We start from the raw sequence: 22,707 nt of genomic DNA, 5'->3' as shown, positions 1-22,707 counted from the left end.
GGACTGGTTCCTCCGTCTTTTCTTATTTTTCAGCCTGAGCCAACTGCTTATTTAGTTCTTTTAACTCCTCTTCCATCCGTGCCAACTGTTTTTCTGCATTTTGAACATTCGCTCCAGCAGCTTCCAGCTTATCTAGATCGCCTTGTATACGAATGTAATCAGACTTAAGGAAAGCAATTTGATCCTGGATTTCTTTTTTGCTCATAGTTATTCTTCCTTTCTTCATGTTGTTCGAATTGTGGTGGAGACGTATAATGAAAAGTAAAATTCCTCTTATTCAGAATTTTATCAAAAATACGGTTTGAATCAAAAAGAAAAGGGGTACTTGTACATGACTATAATTTATGAACACAATCCAATCAAGTTCCATGAACGAGTGGAACCGTTGCTACTGGCTAAAGAAGCAGAAAACAACCTTCCTTTGGGTATTTTGGAACGATTAAAAAATTCTCAAGGAAAAGAAGCTTGTCATTTAATCAGCTACCAGGCCAATGGGAAGACCACGTTCATGGCAATGAGGACTCCTCCGCATTTATGGATCCTTCCTTCGCTTGTTCAATTGGACCCCACTCCTATTCGTGCTTTTGCTCAGTATTTGTTTGAGGAAAAATACGAAGTTCCAGGTTTGGTGGGAGAACGAAAAGCGGTCGAACTTTTCTTAAAAGAGTGGAAGCTCCTTACAGGGCAGGATGCAGAGATGCAGATGGAGCAAGGCATATTTAGACTAAAGCACTTAAAACCGATACATAAACAAGCGGGCCAATTGATTGAAGCAGACTTTTCAAAAGTATCCCTCGTTGAAGGTTGGTTGAAAGATTATGGAGAGCAAACGGGTGAACGTCATGTAATTGAACGTGCGAAAGAAATGGCAGAGAGTCTAATTGAGGATTCTCGGCTTCATTTATGGATCATGGATGGTAATCCTGTGTCCATGGCAAGCCGGGCAAGAACAACAAAAAATGGAGCGACAATCAATGCTGTATTTACACCAGATTCGTATAAAAGAAACGGATATGCCTCTCAAGCCGTATGGCATCTGACGAAAAAACTGTTGAACAGTGGCTACTCTTTCTGCTCCCTGTACACGGATCTTGCCAATTCCACATCGAATTCCATTTATAAAAAGATAGGATATGAAAGAATCGGTGATTCAATCGTCTATCATTTTAAACCTCATTTTACAAAATAAGTAAAATGTAATGGTGAAATTGAAGCATTCAGTATCTATGATGAGTTATGTGGATCATATAAGCCTCCGGCAATTACAAGTTCCTTACATTGGTAAATACAATGAAAATAAACGAAAAATTCTGTTTAATCTGATTTGAGTAATAGGGTCAGATTTAGGTATTATGTTTAGTAATTGACCTAAAAACTACTACACCAACATTTAGGAGGATTACATAGTTGAATGTATTAAAGGTAGTAGACAAAATCATTCTAAAGATCGAAGAATTCATTTTAAGTTATGCGGTGATCATCATAGCTTTGATGGTTGTAGGTAAGGCGTTAAGCCGGGCAATATTCAGCTACTCGCCACCTTTTGCAGATGAAGTGAGTCAAATAGCGATCGTAGTAGCTACATTCATGGGAATCAGTTACGCAGCGAGGAAAGGACGCCATATAAGCATGTCCGCTTTTTATGACTTGGCCCCTTTTAAAGTGAGGAAAGTACTAGCTGTGATTATCCCATTAGGAACGGCTGCTGTATTATTTGTTCTTGCTTATTATTCAGGATTTTACGTTCGTGAAGTCTATGAATCCGGCAGGGTAACATCAGCATTGGAAATGCCTGCTTACTATTTGTATCTCTTCATCCCCATCGGATTTTTACTAGGAGGCATACAGTTCTTAAGAAATGCATGGATCAACATTAAACATCGTGATGAAGTGTATTTAGGGACAGATGCAAAGGATTATAACGACGAAAAAACAAAAGAACTAGAAGGAACGCACTTGTAATAAAAATTACGATGAAGAAAGGATAACAATATGATAGCGACAATGCTCATAATTATGGTGATCCTTCTTTTATTGAACTTTCCAATGATGATTCCGTTGATGGTGGCACCATTGGTCATTATGTTCATCTACTTCCCGAATTTGGATCCTATGATTTTAATGCAACAGTTTTCTACAGGGATAGAACCTTATGTACTTCTGGCTGTACCGTTGTTTATTTTTGCAGCGGATATTATGACAACAGGAAAAACTTCGAATCGATTGTTAGATTTTATCGGATCTTTTATTGGGCATATCAGGGGAGGGTATGCGGTCACAACGGCAGCCGCATGTACCTTGTTTGGTGCGATATCCGGATCTACGCAGGCGACGGTCGTAGCGATCGGTAAACCGATGAGAGAGCGATTGTTGAAGATCGGCTACAAAGACCCAACAGCGATGGCGTTGATCATCAACTCCAGTGATGTGGCGTTGCTTGTTCCACCAAGTATCGGCATGATCATATACGGGCTGGTATCTGGAACATCGGTGGGTGATTTGTTTATCGCCGGAATTATTCCAGGTGTCATAGTCTTCTTGTGTTTTTCCATCTACAGTGTCATCTACGCAAAAATGGCGGACATTCCATTGGCGAATAAAGCCACGTGGAGTGAAAGACTGTTGATGACCAGAAAGGCTTTACTACCGCTCGGATTTCCGGTGTTAATTATCGGAGGAATTTACACAGGGTTGTTTAGTCCAACAGAAGCAGCAGGTATGTCTGTGCTTTATGCCTTTGTCCTGGAAGTGATCGTTTACCGCTCTGTACATATTAAGGAATTGCCAAAAATCGCCAAATCTACAGGGTTGGTGACATCTGCCGTTTTTGTTCTTGTCGCGGGTGGACAAGCTTTCACGTGGGTCATATCATTCGCTCGAATTCCGCAGATGATTACAGAAACCGTTCTTGGATCAGATCCAAGTGCCATCTACGTACTCCTGATGGTGACGATCTTCTTCTTCATTGGATGTATGTTCGTCGATCCCATCGTTGTTATTTTGATATTGACTCCGATTTTCTATCCTGCTGCGATGAGCGCAGGAGTGGATCCAGTCCACTTAGGAGTTGTGATCACATTCCAAGCGGCCTTGGGTTCAGCGACACCACCATTTGGGGTAGATATTTTTACAGCCAGTGCGGTATTCAATAAGCCGTATTTAGAAGTCATCAAAGGAACACCGCCATATATTTTGATGATGTTTGCTATTTCAGTATTATTGATTTTCTTTGAAGAACTTTCACTCATTCTTCTCTAATTAGGGAGTGAAAGCTGATATACAAAAAATGGGGAGGTCATTGCTATCTTTAGAAAAAGTAGTTTGTTAACAATCCTGTCGTTGGTCGTGCTCAGTATCGTCCTTGCTGCCTGTGGTGGAAGTGACGGCGGAGACGGCAACGCCAGCGGTGATGGTGGAGAAACGTATAACTGGAAGTTCGTAACGGAAGAAGTGGATGGACAAGTCCAATACGAATACGCAGAAGAATTCGCCAAACGGATGAATGAAAAATCGGATGGAGCCGTTAATATTGATGTATACGAATTTGGTGGACTTGGTAGTGAGACTGACCAAGTAGAACAACTTCAAAACGGAACCGTACAGATGGCGATTATGTCTCCTGGTTTTACGGGGAATATGGTAAAAGAGGGACAAATTTTCGCTTTGCATTTCCTTTTCCCTGATAGTGTGGAAAAAACACAACAAATATTGAATGATAGTGAAGCACTAAACACAGATCTTCGTGAGCTGTATGAAGAACATAGCATTTCGCCTCTATCCTACTGGACAGAGGGTGCGATGCAGTGGACATCCAGCAAGCCGATTGAAAAACCTGCTGACTTTGAAAACTTTAAAATGCGCACACAGACGTCACCTCTAATCTTGAAGTCCTATGAAGCATATGGAGCAGACCCTACTCCAATGAGTTGGTCAGAACTTTACACAGCATTGGATAGAGGTACAGTGGAAGGGCAAGAAAATCCAATCTTCTTCATTGGAGATGCTTCCTTCAACGAAGTGCAGGATTACATGACTCTATCCAACCACAACAACTATGTAGCCATGACGACAGTCAACACAGATTGGTACCAGGGTCTTGATGATGAGATGAAAACGATGGTGGACGAAACTGTTAAAGAAATGCAGGACTGGGTATTCGAAGAACAGAAAAAGCAAAATGAAGAATACCTAGAAACGATTAAAAATGATACAGAAAACCCGACAGAAATTATTGAGTTGACAGAAGAACAGCGCCAAGCTTTCAAAGAAAAAGCGCTTCCTGTCCGAGACTTCTACCGTAGCGATGTCTCTACAGTAGACGGTAAGGTCCTTGATAAGCTTCTTGAAGAGATTGAAGGATCAGGCGAATAAAGCATAAAAAAAGTCCAGAGCTCACCGCTCTGGACTTTTTCATGCCTTTTTCTCCTCTTCATCTAAAGCTCCCGATTGTGGAAGACTCCGTTTCGAGACTTTTGTTGAGTGGATGGGGGCTGCGGGGAATGACTCGCTTTCCGCGGGAGCGCGGTGAGCTTCCTCGGACTGCGTCCTGTGGGGTCTCACCCTGCACTTTTTTCTTCGTGATATCCGGTTTCGGTGCCTAGCGGCTAGTGAGACTTCCCTCGCTTCTGTACGATAAGTCAACATCGAATCACTCCGTTCTTCGTGTTTCCTTTATCTCCGCCAGCTCAGTCCAGTCCATACGCCGCTGATCGAGGCACCTCCACACTTAAGATAGGAGTCTCGCCATTCCCCTCCGCCCCTCGGCCTGATAAGTATCTCGAAACCACTCCCAGAATTAGGTGCGTTCTATACGTATTAGGAACTGTAACACAAAGCTTCCATTGTATGGATAGAGCTCATAACCGCTTGTAATAGAGCTATTTCTTGTTATAGGAAGTGATGGTGTAAGATACACCTTCCTGGTATAGGGGTTCGTTTCTCACATAATCGAATGGGGTGGTTGGAAAGCTGCGAGACTCCCGCGGGAATGGAATGGCTGGCGAGACCCCGCAGTGCGAAGCAGGCTTGCCTCAATCACCAAAGGAAATCGAGTTGCTTCCCAGCCACCCCTAACGCCCATAGCAGGCACGAACCCCGAAATATCTCGAAATTGAGTCTTCCACAACCCTGCCATATTTAATAGAATTGTTTTATTCGGGAGCTACCCATGGTTCGGTTTGTTTTCTGTAGTCTAAAATCGTAAGCACTAGAACGAGAACAAACAGGAAGCTGGACAGCTTGAATAACGTAGCTGTTTCTACAAACTGGTAGATAAACCCGAGAATGAATGCACTTGATCCGATTCCGAGGTCGATGGATGAATAGTACATCCCATTAGCAATCCCGCTACGCTCAGTTGTCGTTTTAGAAATGACCCATGCTTGAAGAGCAGGCATCATGGATCCGAATCCGATGCCGAATATAGCTCCTGCAATGATTAAGTGAACGTTTGAACTGGCAAGAGCGAGCACCCACATGGCGCAAAACGAAAGAATGGAACAAATCATGATCAACTTCCATGGACCGTTTTTATCAAAGTAGCGGCCGGTGATAGGTCTGGACAGGGTCGCAAAAACAGCATTGAAGAAATAGAAAAGAAACGTTCCGGAAAGTCCTTGTTCATTACCGAAAATCACGATATACGTAACGACAGACCCGTAGCCGAAAGTGTTCAGGATCGTAACGAGGGCTGGATACCAGCTTCGTTTTTCAATGAGTGAACCCACAAAAGAGAAGCGGGGAGGACTTTCCTGGTTCTTATATACCTGATCAGGTGTTACAAATTGAGTAACGGAAAACAACAGAATGGCAATGATCCCCAAACCGACAGCGATGCCGACCAGTAGATCAAACGAATAATTTTGATAAAGGTAGATGCCTAGACTTGGGGCCATAATCATCCCGACTGTCACGGAGAGACCGAAATACCCCATGCCCTCTCCCACGCGTCTTCTAGGAACGAGGTCAACAGCCGCGGTTCCGTTTACCGTTGTCGACCATCCCCATGCAATCCCGTGAATGAAACGGATGATCAGTAGAATGACAACCACTTGTGTGATTGGGTAAAGAGCGGTCATGACGAGCAGGGAGATGGCTCCAATCAACACAAGGATTTTACGTGGACGCGTCATTAGTAAATGGCCGATGAAAGGGCGGATGATGATTGCGGCAAAAGCAAACGTTGTCGTAATCAGTCCTACTTGTAAACTCGAACCTCCGATCGATTCAATATAGGGAGGCAGGTTAGGAAGAAGCATCTGAAAGCTCATGAATGTGAATAGGTTGGCTAAAATCAAAAAGATAAAGGGCCATGTCCAAAGTTTCGGTTGTGACATTTTCATTTCCTCACTTCCATATCGTGTTGCATTTGCTTGGTACGCGCAAAAAATGAAACCCACTATAATTAGCGGGCTTCACCTGATATTATTCTGGATTCGTTGTTTCTCTTCTCTCTAGCCACTCTTCATAAAAATGACTGACGATGGCTTTCAATACGGCATAAGTCGGAATCGCGAACAGCAATCCAAGGAAACCAGCGAGACTTCCTGCTGCCAGGATCAACGTAATGATGGTCAGTGGATGGATGCTTAGTGCTTTCCCCATAACGTTCGGGGATACAAAGTTTCCTTCCAACTGTTGCGCGATGATGGTAATGACAGCGACCCAAACAGCAAGGATGGGATCCTGGAACAGTCCCACTAGTAACGCTGGGATCACAGCCAAAAATGGTCCGACAAAAGGAATGACGTTCATCACCATCGCAAACAAAGCGAGGGTGAGCGCATATCTCAAGTCTATGATCATGTATCCGATTAACAAAAGGAGACCTACGACAATACTTACGGTCATTTGTCCCAAGATGAAAGCATTCAGTGTGTAGTCGACGGATCGAGCCAGCTTTTCAAAGCTTTTGGCAGCACGGTCATTTAAGAACTTTTTAATGAAGGGAACAAGCTTATCTCCATCTTTTAACATAAAGAAAAGGAAGAAAGGGATCAGCACGAGTGCAAAAACAAAACCAATCAGCTGACTGACGACGTTGATAATGACCGTCGGTGCTCCTTGTAAATATGTCTCTAAATTATTGACTACATTATCAATGGTACTGTTGAACTCACTTGGAATAATATCCTGATTTTGTTGCCAGTACGTAACGGTTTCACTTAGCATTTCTGCCATATCAGGGATATTGTCCACGAGCTTTGTGAATTGCTCCTGAGCAATCGGAGCAATGAAACGGGTGATCAAGAATCCGATGAATATGTAGAGAAGGAAAATGATCAGAATTCCTAGGATCCGAGGGACGCGGTATTTTTCTAATAGCTGCAGCATCGGACGAGAAATATAAAAAAGAATTCCCCCGCCAATGAGAGGAACAGCGATGGCTGCGATATACGTCAGGATGGGTTCAAAAAAGAACTGAATCTGGTTTAATAATAAAACCAACAGGGAGAGAAGAATGGCGGTAACAATGACTTGGAACCAACGTTTATGAATCAAAAGCGTACACACCTTTTTATAAGAGTTTAATCACTAAGTTAAGAATACCAAAGTTTGTCTGTGAAGCAATACATTTACTTTTAATCTTAGTAAGAATAAACTGAAAAAAGAAGCATGGAATTGAAGGAGGAATTTGAATGAAGAATGAATTGCTGGAACGTTTTACTTCCTACGTGAAAATGGATACACAATCGGATGAAAACAGTCTGAACACTCCTTCCACGGAAAAACAATGGGAGCTGGCTAATAAATTGGTGGATGAGCTGAAGGAAATGGGAATGGAAGAGGTCACAGTTGATGACCACGCCTATGTGATGGCCACCCTTCCAGCGAATACGGATAAAGAGGTTCCCGTCATCGGTTTTCTTGCGCACATTGATACAGCTACAGACTTTACAGGGGCAGGAGTAAACCCACAATTGGTAAAAGATTATGACGGCGGAGCTATTCAATTGAACAAGGATGTGATCCTCTCGCCGGAAGAGTTCCCGGAGCTTGCTACATATAAAGGGCAGACATTGATTACGACAGACGGTACGACACTTCTCGGTGCGGACAATAAAGCTGGAATTACGGAAATCATGACAGCTCTGCATCATTTGATCAAGCATCCTGAAATCAAACACGGGAAGATTCGTGTAGCTTTCACACCGGATGAGGAGATCGGCAGAGGTCCCCATAAATTTGATGTGGAACGTTTTGGTGCATCTTACGCCTATACGGTTGACGGAGGGCCACGAGGTGAACTCCAATATGAGAGCTTCAACGCGGCCACAGCCAAAGTGATCTTTCACGGCCACAGCGTGCACCCTGGCACAGCGAAAAATAAAATGGTGAATGCGGCTAAGTTGGCGATGGCGTTTGAAGAAGCTTTACCCGACCATGAAGCTCCAGAGCATACAGAAGGGTATGAAGGATTTTACCACCTTCACTCCATTCAGGGAGATGTTGAGAGAGCCGAGTTGACCTATTTGATTCGGGATCATGACAAAGAGAGGTTTCATCAGAAAAAAGAGAAGATGAAGCAAATAGCTGAAACCATCCGTCTTGAACATGGCATGAAACGAGTGGATCTGACCATTGAAGATCAGTATTACAACATGGGGGACAAAATCGAACCTGTAAAACACATCGTAGATATTGCACATGAGGCTATGCTGAATAAAGAAGTAGAGCCACTTGTGCAACCAATCCGGGGTGGGACGGATGGATCTCAACTCTCCTATATGGGATTACCGACACCGAATCTATTTACTGGGGGAGAAAATTTCCACGGAAAATACGAGTACATTTCTCTTGAAAGTATGGAAAAAGCAACCCAGGTCATTGTCGAGATTGCCCGCTTGTTTGAAGAAAAGGCTGAAAAGTAACCAAAGGCGCGAATGAATCAAACGTCCGTTCAATCGTGCATAAGGAAACCGTCCTGTCCTCATACTAGGATTATTCAATAAAGTGGGCAGGAAAGTCGTTGACAAAACATGGTTGCATGCTATGATGAAGGATAGATGTAGCATTCCTAAAGGGGAGTAGCTGGGACAATAAAGTCGTCATTTCGGGAAATCTTCCCCGGCTTTATTGGCAACGGAAGTTGTTAGCGAGACCTTTACCACTATGGTAAAGGTCTATTCTTTTGGTCCTTACCATTGTGGTGGGGGCCATTTTTTTTGGAAAAGGAGAGAAAAGATTTGGATGCTCAATTATTAATTGAATACGGTTGGGTTTTGATTGTGCTTGTTGGCTTAGAAGGGATTCTTGCTGCGGACAACGCCCTTGTATTAGCAATCATGGTCAAACACCTGCCGGAAGAAAAAAGGAAAAAAGCGTTATTCTATGGTTTAGCTGGTGCATTCATACTTAGATTTGGATCTCTATTCATTATTTCCTTCCTTGTAGACGTATGGCAGGTACAAGCATTAGGAGCCGCCTATTTACTATTCATATCAGGGAAACACCTCTTTGATCGTTGGCGGACCAAGGGGGATGATTATGAAGAAGAAATGGAAGAGGACGCAGGGAATCAACGAGGCAAAGGCTTTTGGGTTACTGTCCTTAAAGTAGAGCTTGCGGACTTGGCTTTCGCTGTAGACTCTATTTTGGCGGCCGTCGCTCTGGCCGTCGCTTTGCCTGAAACGGATTTACCTGAAGTCGGAAGCTTGGATGGTGCACAATTTGGTGTCATTCTTGCTGGTGGGATGATTGGAATTATCATCATGCGATTTGCGGCAGGTTACTTTGTAAAACTGTTGAAATCCCGTCCAGGTTTAGAAGTAGCGGCCTTCGTCATTGTGGGCTGGGTCGGTGTGAAATTAGTTGTATCAACCCTTGCACACCCGAATGTTCAAATTCTGGATGAACACTTTGCTCATTCAGCCTTATGGAAAATCATCTTCTATTCTGTCCTTGTCCTTATTGCAGCACTAGGATGGTTCTTATCAGAGAAAAAAGAAGTGGAAGAAGAATAATTAAAAAGCTGTGGCCTTTGCCGCAGCTTTTCTTATGGGCAAAATCTTTTACTTTCGTGATGAGCAAGGTAAGATGGAAGGAGAGGAAATAAAGGAGGGGTTACCCATGGGCAAGGCAGCTCAACATCCTTCGCAGCAGTTTCATTATATAAAAAATAGAATCCAAATGCTCAATCAAGTCGTCTCCAGTATGGATGAAGAACATGTGGATTTCGAAGATTTCAATCGTGTTCTGGATATGATTGAGCAGTTGCAGTTGAAAATGTCCCGGTTCAAAAAAGATTGGGAACAGGATTCATGAACGTTCAATGGACACCAATCACACAACAGGAAGCAGAAGAAGTGGCAGGATGGAAATACTCTGATCCTTATGATTTTTATGATATGACGGCTGACGAGGAAGATTTGGAGCTGTTTATTAATCCTGAGAAGCGGAGTCCACACACGTATAGCGCACATATGGATGGTGTGTTGATCGGTTTTCTTACGGTAGACGTGAACGAGCATCCAACCGTTGGTCTTGGATTAGGTATGCATCCGGATGAAGTAGGGAAAGGGCAAGGAGAATGGTTCGTTCAATCGTGCCTTACCTTTGTAAGAGAGAAATACGAAGTGGATGCTTTTACACTTTCCGTTGCAACGTTCAATCAGCGTGCCATTTCTGTTTACGAGCGTGCAGGGTTCAGAAAGAAACATACGTTTATGCAGGCAACGAATGGGGGACATTATGAGTTCCTTTTCATGCAAAAATAAAGAAGGAGAGTGACATCATGGCTTTGCATCATTTTCACTTAAAAGCGGATTGGCCAGGCGGCCGGAACGAAGTCGGCTATATTGAATCAGAAAAACTGAAAACAAAAATATCGATCCCGAAAGAGATGGATGGCCCGGATGTAGGCACCAATCCAGACGAGATGCTTCTTGGGGCGGCAGCGACCTGTTACATCATCAGCCTCGCCGCTATGATTGAACGAGCAGCGTTGCCACTGGAAGAAATGGACATGCAGTCAGAAGGCATTGTCGATGTTACGGACGGTGTCTTCACCTATCAAAAAATTATCCACAGACCGCGCGTCGTTCTTCGTAGAGGAGCGGAAGAGAAGGATGTAACGAAACTCAACCGCCTAATTGATAAAGCAGAGAAAGGCTGCATGATATCAAAAGCCATCCAGGGGAACGTTGAGCTTGAAATGGAAGCAGACACAAGCATTGCCAAATGAAAAAGGACGGCCCCCAAGGTGGCCGTCCTTTTTTGTGCTTTTAAGCTGATCGAAGACAATAAAAATTATTGTAGCAAGTAGACACGTGCTTCAAATGGTTTGAGTGTAAAGCTCCTTAGATCTACATGTTTATCAACAATCAGGTTGGAGAGGATTAAATCCTCAGAATTCAGTGCATAGGAGGATTGGAATACTGCTGTGTTTTTCGTCAAGTTCGTAATCACTAAAGCGGTCTTGTCACCAAGCGTCCTTGTATAAGCATAAATCTGTTCGTCGTCTGGCAGAATCAAATCATACGTACCATACGTAAACAGCTCATGCTGTTTTTTCAAACGAATCATTTCTTTATAGTGATTCAGAATGGAGTGGGGGTCGTCCTGTTGGTCGGCCACATTAATCATTTGGTAGTTCGGATTGATTTTCATCCACGGTGTACCGCTTGTGAATCCGGCGTTTTCCTCATGACTCCACTGCATAGGCGTTCGACTATTATCTCTGGAGGTGTTCCAAAGAATCTCCATGATTTTATCATGGGACATGCCTTGCTCTTTTTTCGTTTTGTACAAGTTCTTCGCTGCGACATCATCATAATCTTCAATGGAAGGGAAGGCCATATTTGTCATGCCGATTTCCTGCCCTTGATAGATGTAGGGAGTTCCTTGCATAAAGAAATACATCGTTGCGATCGATGTTGCACTTTCACGCCAATAAACTTCATCGTCTCCCCACGTAGATACAACGCGGGCCTTATCATGGTTTTCTACAAACAGAGCGTTCCAGCCGTCGCCTTCCAAAGCTTTTTGCCAGCGAGTGAGGACTTTTTTCAACCCTGGGATATCCAACTGCTGTTCAGCGTCTTGATCCCAAAGATCCAAGTGCTCAAATTGGAAGATCATATCCATTTTACCATTGTCCCCAACCCAAAGGTCCGCTTCGTCAGCACTGACACCATTCGCTTCGCCGACGGTCATGACATCATAATTGCTGTACGTTTCATCTTTGAATTCTTGTAAAAATTTATGAATGCCTTCCTGGTTCATATGCATATCAAAGGAAGAGACGTATTTCTCTTTCTTAGGGTTTGGCATGTCAGGAAAGCCCGGACGTTTTTTTATGTGACTGATCGCATCGATACGGAAGCCATCAATACCTTTTTCCAGCCACCAGTTGACTGTATCATACAGCGCTTCACGAACTTCGGGATTTTCCCAGTTCAAGTCGGGCTGTTTTGTGGAGAACACGTGCAAGTAATATTGTTCTGTTTTTTCATCGTACTGCCAGGCTGAACCATCAAAGATACTCTCCCAGTTGTTTGGCTCTGCACCGTTTTTACCATCACGCCAAATGTACCAGTCACGTTTCGGATCGTCTTTAGAGCTTCTTGACTCTATGAACCATGGGTGTTCATCACTTGTGTGGTTGAGAACAAGGTCAATGATCAGTTTCATGTCCCGCTTGTGCACTTCCTGAAGCAAACGATCGAAATCTTCCATCGTTCCGAATTCTTCTAATATATCCTGATAATCGGAGATATCATAGCCATTGTCGTCTTTCGGAGACTTGTACATCGGACAGATCCAAATAAAATCAATGCCCATTTCTTTTAAGTAATCAAGTCGTTCAATCATTCCTTGTAGATCGCCGATCCCGTCACCGTTCGAATCTTGAAAACTACGCGGGTAGACTTGATACCCAATCGCTTCCTTCCACCATACACGTTCCATACGAATCCCCTCGTTTCCTTAGTTTCCTTACGTTAATAGATCGATCACCACCAAATGCAACCGATTGCGCATCCGGGTAAAAAATAAAACTTGATGACCATCCAAGTTATGTCAAAAATTATTATTGAGTTAGATTCTTGCACCAATTTGTGCAAACGTTTTCCTAATGTAATCTATCTTAGCTGATTTCATCTAATTTTACAATAGGGAGTATTGTAAAAAGTGAAAATCGACAAGTTCATTTGAATTGCACTTCCATAATAAATCCGATATGATTTAAGATGTAACATACAATTGAATAATGAAACCTTCGGGGTCGGGTGAAAGTCCCAGCCGGCGGTAATGAGCATAAGCTCCGAGCCCGCGACGGAGAATCAGTGTTAGGCACGGTTCTCCCTGATTTGGTGAAACTCCAAAGCCGACAGTTAAAGTCTGGATGGGAGAAGGTTGCAGAAACGTAAAGGTACAAAAATTCAACACACGTGTACCCTTTTTTAAGTGTATGCGATTTACGTTCAATGACCCCGGAGAAGTCTGTCTTCTTCGGGGTTTTTTTATTTGTCAGCTTATGCATGCTGACTAAAAAAGGTGGTGAAGGTCTTGAATCGGGATGAGAGATATATGAAAGTCGCGATCGATATGGCGCGGGAAACCGTCGGGCAAACGAGTCCAAATCCTTCTGTTGCTGCGATTGTCGTTAAGAATAATCAGGTTGTTGGAGTAGGTGTTCATGTGAAAGCAGGAGAACCTCATGCCGAGGTCCATGCCCTTCGCATGGCAAATGAGAAGGCAAAAGGTGCTGAAATTTATGTCACGCTCGAACCGTGCAGCCACCATGGGCAGACCCCCCCATGCGCAGAGGCCATTATCGAGGCTGGCATAAAAAGAGTAGTCGTTGCATCGAATGACCCCAACCCTAAAGTGTCCGGAAGAGGAATACAAATGATGAGGGAACATGGGCTTGAAGTGAAGACGGAAGTGTTGAAGAAAGAAGCGGATGAGATGAATACGTCCTTTTTCCACTTCATGCAAAAGAAAGAGCCTTATGTTCGTTTGAAAACGGCCATGAGCCTTGATGGGAAGATTGCGACGTCTACAGGGGAGAGCCAGTGGATTACAGGAAAAGAAGCACGCCTGGATGGACATCACTATAGACACCGCTCAGATGCCATTTTAGTCGGAATCAACACGGTGCTGATGGATAACCCTAAATTAACGACGAGAATAGAAGGGGAAGGCCGTCATCCGAAAAGGGTCGTCCTGGATACCCACCTCCGAATACCTCCTTCTTCTCAGTTGATTCAGGACAATTCGGCCCCAACATGGATTTTCGTAGGAGATCATGTAAAAAAAGAAGATAGGAAGATCTATGAAAACTATGAACATGTCACCATCATTCCGCTTCCTGGTGAGCAGGTTTCCATAGAAGAAGTCCTTCGGTATTTAGGAGAACAAAAAGTCACATCTTTGCTTGTTGAAGGAGGGGCGACGATTGCTGATGCGTTCGTCCGTGCAGGAAAAGTGGATGAAACCGTAACGTATCTGGCTCCTAAGCTGATTGGAGGAAAAGATGCCTTGACGCCTGTGGGTGGGAAAGGGATCCAGCAATTAAAAAATGTAAGTTCCTTCGAAATCGTATCGACTGAAAAAATAGGGGATGACATTAAAATTGTTTCCGTTAGAAAGGGAGAGTCTTAATGTTTACTGGGATTGTTGAAGAAATAGGAACATTAAAGTCAGTGAAAAATAAAACCGAAGCACTGGAAGTGAACCTGTCTGCTAAAGAAATCTTAGCAGACGTCAAGTTAGGTGACAGCATATCTGTCAACGGCGTTTGTTTGACTGTAACAAATTTTACGAAAGACACGGTATCTTTTGACGTGATGCCGGAAACGTACCGGGCTACGAATATTCATGAACTGCAGCAAGGCGACCCGGTCAATTTAGAACGGGCGATGGCTGCAGGCGGGCGTTTCGGAGGTCACTTAGTATCCGGCCATATCGACGGAACAGGCAAAATCGTCTCAAAAAAGCCTGAATCAAACGCCGTTTATTATGAAATTGAACTATCCGAAGAACTAATCCAATATTTCGTATATAAAGGTTCCATTGCTGTAGACGGTACTTCCCTGACGGTATTTGGTGTGGATGACTCCAAAGTGACGATTTCACTTATTCCTCATACGATGGAGCACACGGTGCTCGGTGCAAAAGGACCTGGCGACAGTGTCAATATTGAGTGCGACATGATCGGGAAATACGTGGCTCATTTTTTGAGCGGACAAAATAACGAAGAGCCGAAGTCGAGACTATCCAAACAGTTTCTTTCCGACAACGGCTTTGCATAAGAGGGTGTAATGATGTTTGATTCAGTAGAGAAGGCAATTGAAGATTTAAAGCAGGGCAAACTTGTCATTGTATGTGATGACGAAGACCGTGAGAATGAAGGAGATTTAATAGGGGTTGCTGAATATGCGTCTGCAGAAATGATCAATTTCATGATCAAGCATGGCCGCGGACTTGTCTGCGCGCCGGTGACCAATGAACTGGCTCAGGACCTGAAACTTGTACCTATGGTCGATAACAATTCGGACCCTAATCAGACGGCCTTTACCGTAAGTATCGATCATAAAGATACGACAACAGGGATCTCCGCGGATGAAAGGGCTTTGACAATTAAGGAAATGTTGAATCCAGAAGCGACGGCAGCAGACTTTCAGAAGCCTGGACATATATTTCCTTTAATTGCGAAAGAAGGAGGAGTCTTGCGTCGTGCTGGGCATACAGAAGCGTCTGTAGACCTTGCGAAACTTGCCGGAGCGCGTCCGGCTGGTGTCATTTGTGAAATCATCAAAGACGATGGAACGATGGCTCGTGTGCCTGACCTTAGAAAAATGGCCGATGAGTTCGATCTTCCCATGATTACGATTGCAGACCTTATTCAATACCGCCATAAGAAAGAAAACCATGTCAAACGTGAAGTAGAAGTGAAAATGCCGACAGAATACGGGGATTTCCGTGCGGTCGGTTTTTCAAACGATATTGATTTTAAAGATCATATCGCGCTGGTCAAAGGGGAGATCAACCCGGATGAACCGACGCTCGTTCGTGTCCACTCCGAATGTTTGACGGGTGATGTGTTCGGCTCCTACCGCTGTGACTGTGGTCCACAGCTGCACAATGCACTGAGACAAATCTCTGAGAACGGAAGCGGCGTGCTTTTATATATGAGGCAGGAAGGTCGCGGCATCGGACTCATGAATAAACTTCAAGCTTACAAACTTCAGGAAGAAGGTTTGGATACAGTTGAAGCGAATGAAAAGTTGGGTTTTGGCCCTGATTTAAGAGATTATGGAGTAGGTGCACAGATTCTTAAAGATCTTGGCATTACAAAGCTGCGCCTTCTCACGAACAATCCAAAGAAAATCTCCGGCCTGGGTGGTTTTGGATTGGAAGTTGTGGATCGCGTTCCAATCCAAATGGAATCGAGAGAAGAAAATGAAAGATATTTGAAAACAAAACAGTCTAAAATGGGACACTTATTTCACTACTAGAAGGGATGATGAAACATGGTAAAAACATTAGAGGGTAATCTCGTAGGCACAGGACTAAAAGTAGGAATCGTTGTAGGTCGTTTCAACGATTTTATTACAGGTAAATTGTACGAAGGTGCTGTTGATGCGTTCAAGCGTCATGGCGTCGAATTGAATGATGTTGAAGTCGCTTATGTACCAGGAGCATTTGAAATTCCTTTAGTCGCAAGCAAAATGGCGAACTCAGGGAAATACGATGCTGTCGTTACACTTGGAGCCGTGATCCGGGGATCTACACCGCACTTTGATTATGTATGTAATGAAGCGGCCAAAGGAGTATCGCAGGCGTCACAACAAAGTGGCATTCCTGTCATCTTCGGAGTCATTACGACTGACACCATTGAGCAAGCGATTGAGCGTGCGGGAACGAAAGCAGGAAACAAGGGTTGGGAAGCAGCTACCGCAGCCATAGAAATGGCAACCCTGCTCAAGAACTTCGAATAAATGAAGGGGAGCTGACCAGCACGAGGGTCAGCTCTTTGATTAGCGAAGGGGGATCCGATTTGAGGATCCCCCTTCGCTAATCAAAGAGCAAAAGATGATCCCGTAGTTTATCTCGACATGTAAAAAGGAAGGGTAAGGAATGAAGGAGGCGGAAGGATGACGAGGAGAGCTGTATGGTTTAGGCGAGACTTAAGGTTACAGGACCACACCGCTTTAGCTAAAGCGATAGAACATACAAAAGACGATGATCAAATCGTTCTGTTTTTTCATATCCATCCATCATTGAATGAAACCTTTACACCGAGACATGATTATTTTTTCCAGACTTTAAAGAGTCTCGTAGACAGAGCAGAAGAAGTGAAGGCTCCTGTCCATTTCATACATGGGGATACCGATGAAGCGTTTCAACACCTCGTTGAGGAATTGAAAGTGGATAGGGTTTATTTCAATAGAGATGAAGTCGGATTTGGGAAAGAGCGGGATGATTCTGTTACCGAATACTTACGTGATCAGGATGTGGAGATTTATTCATACCTTGACCATCATCTGCATGGGGCGGATGAAGTGAAGAAAAACGATGGGGGAGCCTACAAAGTGTTCTCACCCTATCTTAAAAAGTGGAAGCAGCTACAGAAACCGGCCATTCAAAAAGTGGATAGGGATCAGTTATCATCTGCTGCACTGGATGAGAGGAAGAAGTTTTCTAAAGGCCAGCGTGCCTATGATGATTTGATTCGAAAAACAGAGGGTACTTATGAACGCGTTGGAGAGAACGATGCGCTAAAGCGGCTGGAAGATTTTCTGGATGAGGACATCTACGATTATGATGATCGAAGAGACTTTCCTGCCGTCGATGGGACTAGTCTGATGTCTCGTTTTCTTCGTACAGGGGCCATATCCGTCAGGACCATCTTTCATAAAATCGACGAGGAAGTAGATTTTAGAAAAAATACATCTGGGGTGGATACGTACATTTCTGAACTTGCCTGGCGGGACTTTTATAACATGATTTACCATCATTACCCGGATGCTGATTCTACAGAAATGGTGGAAAAATACAGAGGGATTCCGTGGAACAATGATGACGATATGCTTGAAAAGTGGAAAGAGGGTCAGACAGGCTTTCCGCTTATTGATGCCGCGATGCGTCAACTGAATGAAACAGGTTGGATGCATAATCGGTTGCGTATGGCTGTCGCTTCATTTTTGACGAAAGATCTGCTCATGGACTGGCGCGAAGGGGAACGGTACTTCGCTGAACGGCTGGTGGATTATGATCCTGCTTCTAATATAGGTGGGTGGCAATGGGCGGCTTCAACAGGTACAGATCCTGTCCCGTACTTCCGTGTCTTCAATCCGACAAGGCAGTCGGAGCGGTTTGACCCTCATGGCCGTTTCATCAAAGAGTGGATGCCTGAACTTGAAAACGTGAAAAAGAAATACATCCATGAACCCGCTAAGATGACAGAAGAAGAGCAAAAGGAAGCAGGCTGTATCATTGGGGAAGACTATCCTGAACCCATCGTCGACCACAAAACGATGAGAGAACGAGCCATTGAAATGTTCAAAGACAAGGCGTGAAAGCGTTCGTTCTAGGAAACATATCAGGATTATGAAATAATAGTAAGAGAATGAAAAAGTTGGAGGGGTAGACATTGAGTAAACATCAAAAACAATTAGAGAAATATGCAGACCTCGCATTAAAAAAAGGTGTGAATCTACAAAGAGGCCAAGGGTTGATCATCAATGCTCCCATTGAAGCCGCTGAGCTCGTCCGCACAATCTCAGCCAAAGCTTATGGCAGAGGGGCGAAGAATGTTCATTTGGAATGGAATGATGAAGTCCTCAGTTTCATGAAAATGAAGAATGCTCCTATGGAAGTCCTGGAGAGCTTTCCGAAATGGAAAGCGGAAGGGTTGGAGGAAATGGTCAAGGATGGGTATGCGCTTCTATCCATTTACGGACCAAACCCGGACTTGTTCCAGGGCATTGATTCCGAGCGGATTGCTAAAGCGAATAAATCCAGTGCAGAAGCTTTGACGAAGTATAGAGACTATATCATGAATGATAAAACTACATGGTCAATCATTGCCTACCCGCAAGAAGCATGGGCCCAAAAAGTATTCCCGGATGATTCTGCTGAAGAAGCGCAGGACAAGTTATGGGAACAAATTTTCCATATTACCCGCTTGGATCAGGAAGATCCGATCAAGGCATGGGAAGAACATAACGAAAAGCTTCGTAAAGCACGAGAGTATTTGAATCAGAAGCAGTATAAAAAACTTCACTATAAGGCACCAGGTACAGAGTTGTCCATTGAGCTTGTGCACAACCACATCTGGCACGGTGGTTCAACCACTTCAGAAAAAGGGACAGAATTCAACCCGAACATCCCGACAGAAGAAGTGTTCACCATGCCACACAAAACAGGGGTTCAAGGAAAAGTTACGAGCACGAAACCTTTCAATTATGGAGGGAACTTGATTGAGAACTTCACCCTGACATTCGAAAATGGGAAAGTCGTGGACTACAAAGCTGAATCTGGAGAAGAAACATTGAAACATCTACTCGAGAGCGATGATGGTGCCAAACGTCTTGGAGAGGTTGCTCTAGTTCCGAATGAATCGCCAATTTCTAAGTCAGGACATATTTTCTTCAACACCCTTTATGATGAAAATGCTTCCTGCCATTTGGCTCTAGGGAAAGCTTATCCGACGAACATCCGCGGAGGATCTTCCTTCAACAAAGAACAAATGGAGTCCCACGGCGTCAATGACAGCTTGATTCATGAGGATTTCATGATGGGTTCGGATGAGCTTGATATTGACGGTGAAACAAAAGAAGGTGAATTTGAAGCGATTTTCCGTAAAGGCTCATGGGCAATCGACTTTGAATAATACCAAAGAGGCATCCTCAACGGATGTCTCTTTTTTTTGATATCACCATTCACAACAAAAGATAACAATCTGGTTACAGATGGTTTAAGAATGAATAAAAGTGACTTAAAAAGTACAGGAATGTGGTAAATATGAGATAGAGAATGAATCGATAATGAAAGGTGAGACAACATGAAACGTGATGCCTTTTTTGATAATGCCAAACTCGCTTTAATTTTTCTCGTCGTCTTTGGTCATATCATTCAGCCGTTTACAGAGGGATCAAGGCCGATGTACACATTATATACTTGGATTTATACATTCCACATGCCTGCATTCATTTTTCTTGCGGGGTTCTTTGCGAAGGGATCAGGAGAGAAAGACTACATCTTACAATTAGCTAAAAAATTGATCTTGCCTTATCTCATTTTTCAACTCGTTTATACAGGATACTACTTCTTCATTGGAAAAGGAGCGACCTTGAGCGGAATCTTCTATCCTCACTGGTCTCTCTGGTTCCTGTTCAGTTTGTTCTGCTGGCATATCCTGCTTTATTGGTTCAAAAAAATCCCTCCATTCCTTGGAGTGGCTATAGCGGTGCAAATCGGAGTGCTCGTTGGGTATTTCAATGACATCGGTCATCATTTCAGCTTGTCACGAACGTTCGTCTTCTTCCCTTTTTTCCTTGTAGGATATTGGTTGACGAAAGAACATGTGCACAAATGGAGAACCCGCCGAGTGAAAGAAGCGAGCCTAGTCGTTATGGCCATTGTAGCCGCGGTCATCGCTTCATTTCCGGAATTCAGCTCAGGTTGGCTGCTCGGTTCCAAATCGTATGAAGTGCTGGGAAGTCCTGAAATGGGAGGCGTGTTCCGTTTAGGTGTCTACGTGCTTGCCGCCATCATGACGATCAGTGTATTTGCGTGGGTTCCCAATACGCAATACCGACTAACTTACCTCGGTGGAAGGACATTATACGTGTACCTGCTGCACGGGTTTTTCATTCAATTTTTCCGCCAGGCCGACTGGTTCAAGGTCGACCACGTGTTTGATGTCTTAGGTCTTGCGATTGTAGCAGCTGTGATCGTGTATATGTTATCCAGTAAGATTATACGAACGCTCACTCAGCCATTTATCGAAGGGCGCATACAGCTTTTGAAGAAGTGGTGGTACCGAATCCATCATAAAGACTCTTCCCTTCAGTCCTAAGAAGGAATTCCCTCCTCTATAGAGAATGTTAGATTAGGAATAAACGGAGGAGGAAAGAAGATGAAAGTGGTGTCTATGAAAGACTGTTCGACTGAAGATGCTCTTACAGCGTTAAATGAGGGTTTTCAAGATTATCCGGTATCCATTCATATGGATCGGGATGGATTTCTAAGCATGATGAGTGCCAAACGCTTGTCTTCTGCGTATTCATTCATCGTGTTCGATGGGCTGAAGCCTGTAGGGATCGTTTTGAATGGCATTCAAGAAATAGAAGGAATAAAAACGGCATACAACGGAGGGACGGCTGTACATCCTTCGTATCGAAAAAGAGGAGTGGGACGTCTATTGGTCCACTCCTCTTTAACTATGTATGAAAAAGAAAAGGCATCGGTAGCTACATTAGAAGCGATTTCTACGAACCGAGCCGCCATCGCTTTGTATGAAGCCTATGGGTATGATGTCATGGATCGTTTACATATTATGAGATCAACCAAAAGTGGGAAGACTCCCGAAATTCAAATACGTTTAAAATCTATGGATGAGCCAGCTTGGAATGAACAGTCTTTCAAAGGGATATATCCTTGGCAGAACCAGGCCTTTTGCAATGAGAAAGCCGAGCGGGTCAAAGTCCTATACGAGGAGGGAGTCGTCGGTTGGCTGATGTTCACGCTGCCCCAAAAGGGGAGGATGACGCTTTTTCAGATCCACTCAGAAAACAGATGGATAGAAACGGTGACAGCTCTCCTTGCGAGGTATCCAGATACCGTCATCACCGCTTTCAATATACCTGAGAAGTCCCCGGCGTTCGAGTCATTGAAGCAAGAAGGTTTTGAAACCCAAATGCAGCAAGTGTGGATGAAAAAAGTATTGTGATTGAAATGCATTCATTTGTAAATAATAGGAGGGATATGGACAAGGAGGTTGCTGATCATGGATCAAAAGATATTGATGATTGTGACGAATGCGGACCAATTGGACGGAAAACATGAAACAGGATTGTGGCTGCAGGAATTTGTCGAGCCTGCCACGGAATTTCAGGAAGCGGGCTATGAAGTTGTAGCAGCCAGTCCCAAAGGAGGACGTCCTCCCATTGACCCTAATAGTTATAGCAATGAACTGCCAAGAGTCTGGGATGGCGTCATGAAGCCAATCAATAAGACAGTTCCACTTGTAGACATAGACCCAACAGAATTTGCAGGAATTTTTCTTTGCGGTGGACATGGAACGATGGTCGATTTCCCGGATAACCAGGAACTTGAAGAATTACTTCGCCACTTTTTAACCGAGCAAAAAGTGATTGGAGCCGTCTGTCATGGACCAGCAGGCTTTGTAGGCGTGGAAGACCATAATGGTCGCCCGCTCGTAGAAGGAAAAAAAATCACGGGTTTTACGAATGAGGAAGAAAAAGATACGGGTCTCGATTCCGCTGTCTCCTTTCTGCTGGAGGATCGTTTGAAAGACGCGGGAGCAGAGTTTGAGTCAGGGGAAGCCTACTCTGATCACGTCGTCACTGACGATCCCTTCGTCACCGGGCAAAACCCACAGTCCAGCCTGACAACAGCACAAAAAATGCTCGAACTCCTAAAAAACCGCTAAGCCCCCAAAGCTTAGCGGTTTTTCTATATAACCTCCCGATTGTGGAAGACTCAGTTTTGAGATAACCGGGGTTCGTTTGCCGA

22 protein-coding genes and 1 riboswitch are annotated in these 22,707 nt (G+C 43.9%); of the genes, 18 read left to right on the top strand and 4 right to left on the bottom strand.

Annotated elements, in window-relative coordinates; translation table 11 throughout:
• Positions 1-22 precede the first annotated feature (22 nt).
• Positions 23-205, bottom strand: coding sequence for an SE1832 family protein (locus ACXACN_RS13125; RefSeq protein WP_474965005.1), 183 nt, complete (start codon positions 203-205; stop codon positions 23-25).
• Between the two features lie 126 nt (positions 206-331).
• On the opposite strand from ACXACN_RS13125, the gene ACXACN_RS13120 reads away from it, so the two are divergent.
• The 4 genes from ACXACN_RS13120 (at position 332) to ACXACN_RS13105 (ending at position 4,371) form a co-directional block, all read left to right on the top strand.
• Positions 332-1,189, top strand: a complete 858-nt coding sequence (locus tag ACXACN_RS13120; RefSeq protein ID WP_474965004.1) for a GNAT family N-acetyltransferase — start codon at positions 332-334, stop codon at positions 1,187-1,189.
• Positions 1,190-1,407: 218 nt separating this feature from the next.
• Positions 1,408-1,962 carry a TRAP transporter small permease gene (locus ACXACN_RS13115; RefSeq protein WP_474965002.1) on the top strand — a complete coding sequence of 185 codons (555 nt, stop codon included), beginning with the start codon at positions 1,408-1,410 and terminating at the stop codon, positions 1,960-1,962.
• Positions 1,963-1,992: 30 nt separating this feature from the next.
• Entirely contained in the window at positions 1,993-3,258 is a 1,266-nt protein-coding gene (locus tag ACXACN_RS13110) for a TRAP transporter large permease (RefSeq protein ID WP_474965001.1), read from the top strand.
• Positions 3,259-3,321: 63 nt separating this feature from the next.
• A complete protein-coding gene (locus ACXACN_RS13105) occupies positions 3,322-4,371 on the top strand; it encodes a DctP family TRAP transporter solute-binding subunit (RefSeq protein WP_474964999.1) in 1,050 nt (349 codons plus the stop codon).
• A gap of 779 nt (positions 4,372-5,150) precedes the next feature.
• Here the strand turns inward: ACXACN_RS13105 and ACXACN_RS13100 are convergent.
• Together ACXACN_RS13100 and ACXACN_RS13095 are read right to left on the bottom strand one after the other, a co-directional pair.
• On the bottom strand, positions 5,151-6,335 hold the full coding sequence (locus ACXACN_RS13100) for an MFS transporter (RefSeq protein WP_474964998.1): 1,185 nt from the start codon (positions 6,333-6,335) through the stop codon (positions 5,151-5,153).
• An 88-nt stretch (positions 6,336-6,423) separates the two neighbouring features.
• Positions 6,424-7,500 (bottom strand): AI-2E family transporter, encoded by a 1,077-nt coding sequence (locus ACXACN_RS13095; RefSeq protein ID WP_474964997.1) that lies wholly within the window; start codon positions 7,498-7,500, stop codon positions 6,424-6,426.
• A 137-nt stretch (positions 7,501-7,637) separates the two neighbouring features.
• Here ACXACN_RS13095 and pepT point away from each other — a divergent pair, with 137 nt between their 5' ends.
• The 5 genes from pepT to ACXACN_RS13070 all read left to right on the top strand — a co-directional run bounded on the left by pepT (position 7,638) and on the right by ACXACN_RS13070 (position 11,182).
• Entirely contained in the window at positions 7,638-8,870 is a 1,233-nt protein-coding gene (gene pepT / locus ACXACN_RS13090) for a peptidase T (protein ID WP_474964995.1), read from the top strand.
• A 315-nt stretch (positions 8,871-9,185) separates the two neighbouring features.
• A complete protein-coding gene (locus tag ACXACN_RS13085; RefSeq protein ID WP_474964994.1) occupies positions 9,186-9,962 on the top strand; it encodes a TerC family protein in 777 nt (258 codons plus the stop codon).
• Positions 9,963-10,068: 106 nt separating this feature from the next.
• A complete protein-coding gene (locus tag ACXACN_RS13080; protein WP_474964993.1) occupies positions 10,069-10,263 on the top strand; it encodes an SE1561 family protein in 195 nt (64 codons plus the stop codon).
• Entirely contained in the window at positions 10,260-10,715 is a 456-nt protein-coding gene (locus ACXACN_RS13075; RefSeq protein ID WP_474964991.1) for a GNAT family N-acetyltransferase, read from the top strand. The genes ACXACN_RS13080 and ACXACN_RS13075 overlap by 4 nt, the downstream gene beginning before the upstream one ends.
• 17 nt (positions 10,716-10,732) lie before the next feature.
• A complete protein-coding gene (locus ACXACN_RS13070) occupies positions 10,733-11,182 on the top strand; it encodes an OsmC family protein (RefSeq protein ID WP_474964990.1) in 450 nt (149 codons plus the stop codon).
• A 65-nt stretch (positions 11,183-11,247) separates the two neighbouring features.
• Here the strand turns inward: ACXACN_RS13070 and ACXACN_RS13065 are convergent, their stop codons facing one another.
• A complete protein-coding gene (locus tag ACXACN_RS13065; RefSeq protein ID WP_474964989.1) occupies positions 11,248-12,906 on the bottom strand; it encodes a glycoside hydrolase family 13 protein in 1,659 nt (552 codons plus the stop codon).
• Positions 12,907-13,208: 302 nt separating this feature from the next.
• Positions 13,209-13,358: riboswitch (FMN riboswitch) on the top strand.
• Positions 13,359-13,527: 169 nt separating this feature from the next.
• Between ACXACN_RS13065 and ribD the strand changes: the two genes are divergently transcribed.
• From ribD to ACXACN_RS13020, 9 genes are all read left to right on the top strand, one after another.
• Positions 13,528-14,604, top strand: a complete 1,077-nt coding sequence (gene ribD / locus ACXACN_RS13060) for a bifunctional diaminohydroxyphosphoribosylaminopyrimidine deaminase/5-amino-6-(5-phosphoribosylamino)uracil reductase RibD (RefSeq protein WP_474966878.1) — start codon at positions 13,528-13,530, stop codon at positions 14,602-14,604.
• Positions 14,604-15,254 (top strand): riboflavin synthase, encoded by a 651-nt coding sequence (ribE, locus tag ACXACN_RS13055; RefSeq protein ID WP_474964987.1) that lies wholly within the window; start codon positions 14,604-14,606, stop codon positions 15,252-15,254. Before ribD ends, ribE begins: the two co-directional genes overlap by 1 nt.
• A gap of 12 nt (positions 15,255-15,266) precedes the next feature.
• Positions 15,267-16,460 carry a bifunctional 3,4-dihydroxy-2-butanone-4-phosphate synthase/GTP cyclohydrolase II gene (locus ACXACN_RS13050; RefSeq protein ID WP_474964986.1) on the top strand — a complete coding sequence of 398 codons (1,194 nt, stop codon included), beginning with the start codon at positions 15,267-15,269 and terminating at the stop codon, positions 16,458-16,460.
• Positions 16,461-16,475: 15 nt separating this feature from the next.
• Positions 16,476-16,943, top strand: coding sequence for a 6,7-dimethyl-8-ribityllumazine synthase (ribH, locus tag ACXACN_RS13045; protein ID WP_474964985.1), 468 nt, complete (start codon positions 16,476-16,478; stop codon positions 16,941-16,943).
• Between the two features lie 156 nt (positions 16,944-17,099).
• On the top strand, positions 17,100-18,524 hold the full coding sequence (locus ACXACN_RS13040) for a cryptochrome/photolyase family protein (RefSeq protein WP_474964983.1): 1,425 nt from the start codon (positions 17,100-17,102) through the stop codon (positions 18,522-18,524).
• Between the two features lie 74 nt (positions 18,525-18,598).
• The gene (locus ACXACN_RS13035) at positions 18,599-19,840 is read left to right on the top strand and encodes an aminopeptidase (protein ID WP_474964982.1); all 1,242 of its coding nucleotides are present in this window, start codon (positions 18,599-18,601) and stop codon (positions 19,838-19,840) included.
• A 171-nt stretch (positions 19,841-20,011) separates the two neighbouring features.
• Entirely contained in the window at positions 20,012-21,028 is a 1,017-nt protein-coding gene (locus tag ACXACN_RS13030) for an acyltransferase family protein (RefSeq protein ID WP_474964980.1), read from the top strand.
• A gap of 60 nt (positions 21,029-21,088) precedes the next feature.
• A complete protein-coding gene (locus ACXACN_RS13025; protein ID WP_474964979.1) occupies positions 21,089-21,901 on the top strand; it encodes a GNAT family N-acetyltransferase in 813 nt (270 codons plus the stop codon).
• Positions 21,902-21,958: 57 nt separating this feature from the next.
• A complete protein-coding gene (locus ACXACN_RS13020) occupies positions 21,959-22,624 on the top strand; it encodes a type 1 glutamine amidotransferase domain-containing protein (protein ID WP_474964978.1) in 666 nt (221 codons plus the stop codon).
• The last annotated feature ends 83 nt before the right edge of the window (positions 22,625-22,707 follow it).

The organism is Halobacillus sp. AWM4_238, assembly GCF_056158265.1.
Note: the sequence above shows the minus strand (reverse complement) of the source record. Positions and strands in the feature narration are given on the sequence as shown.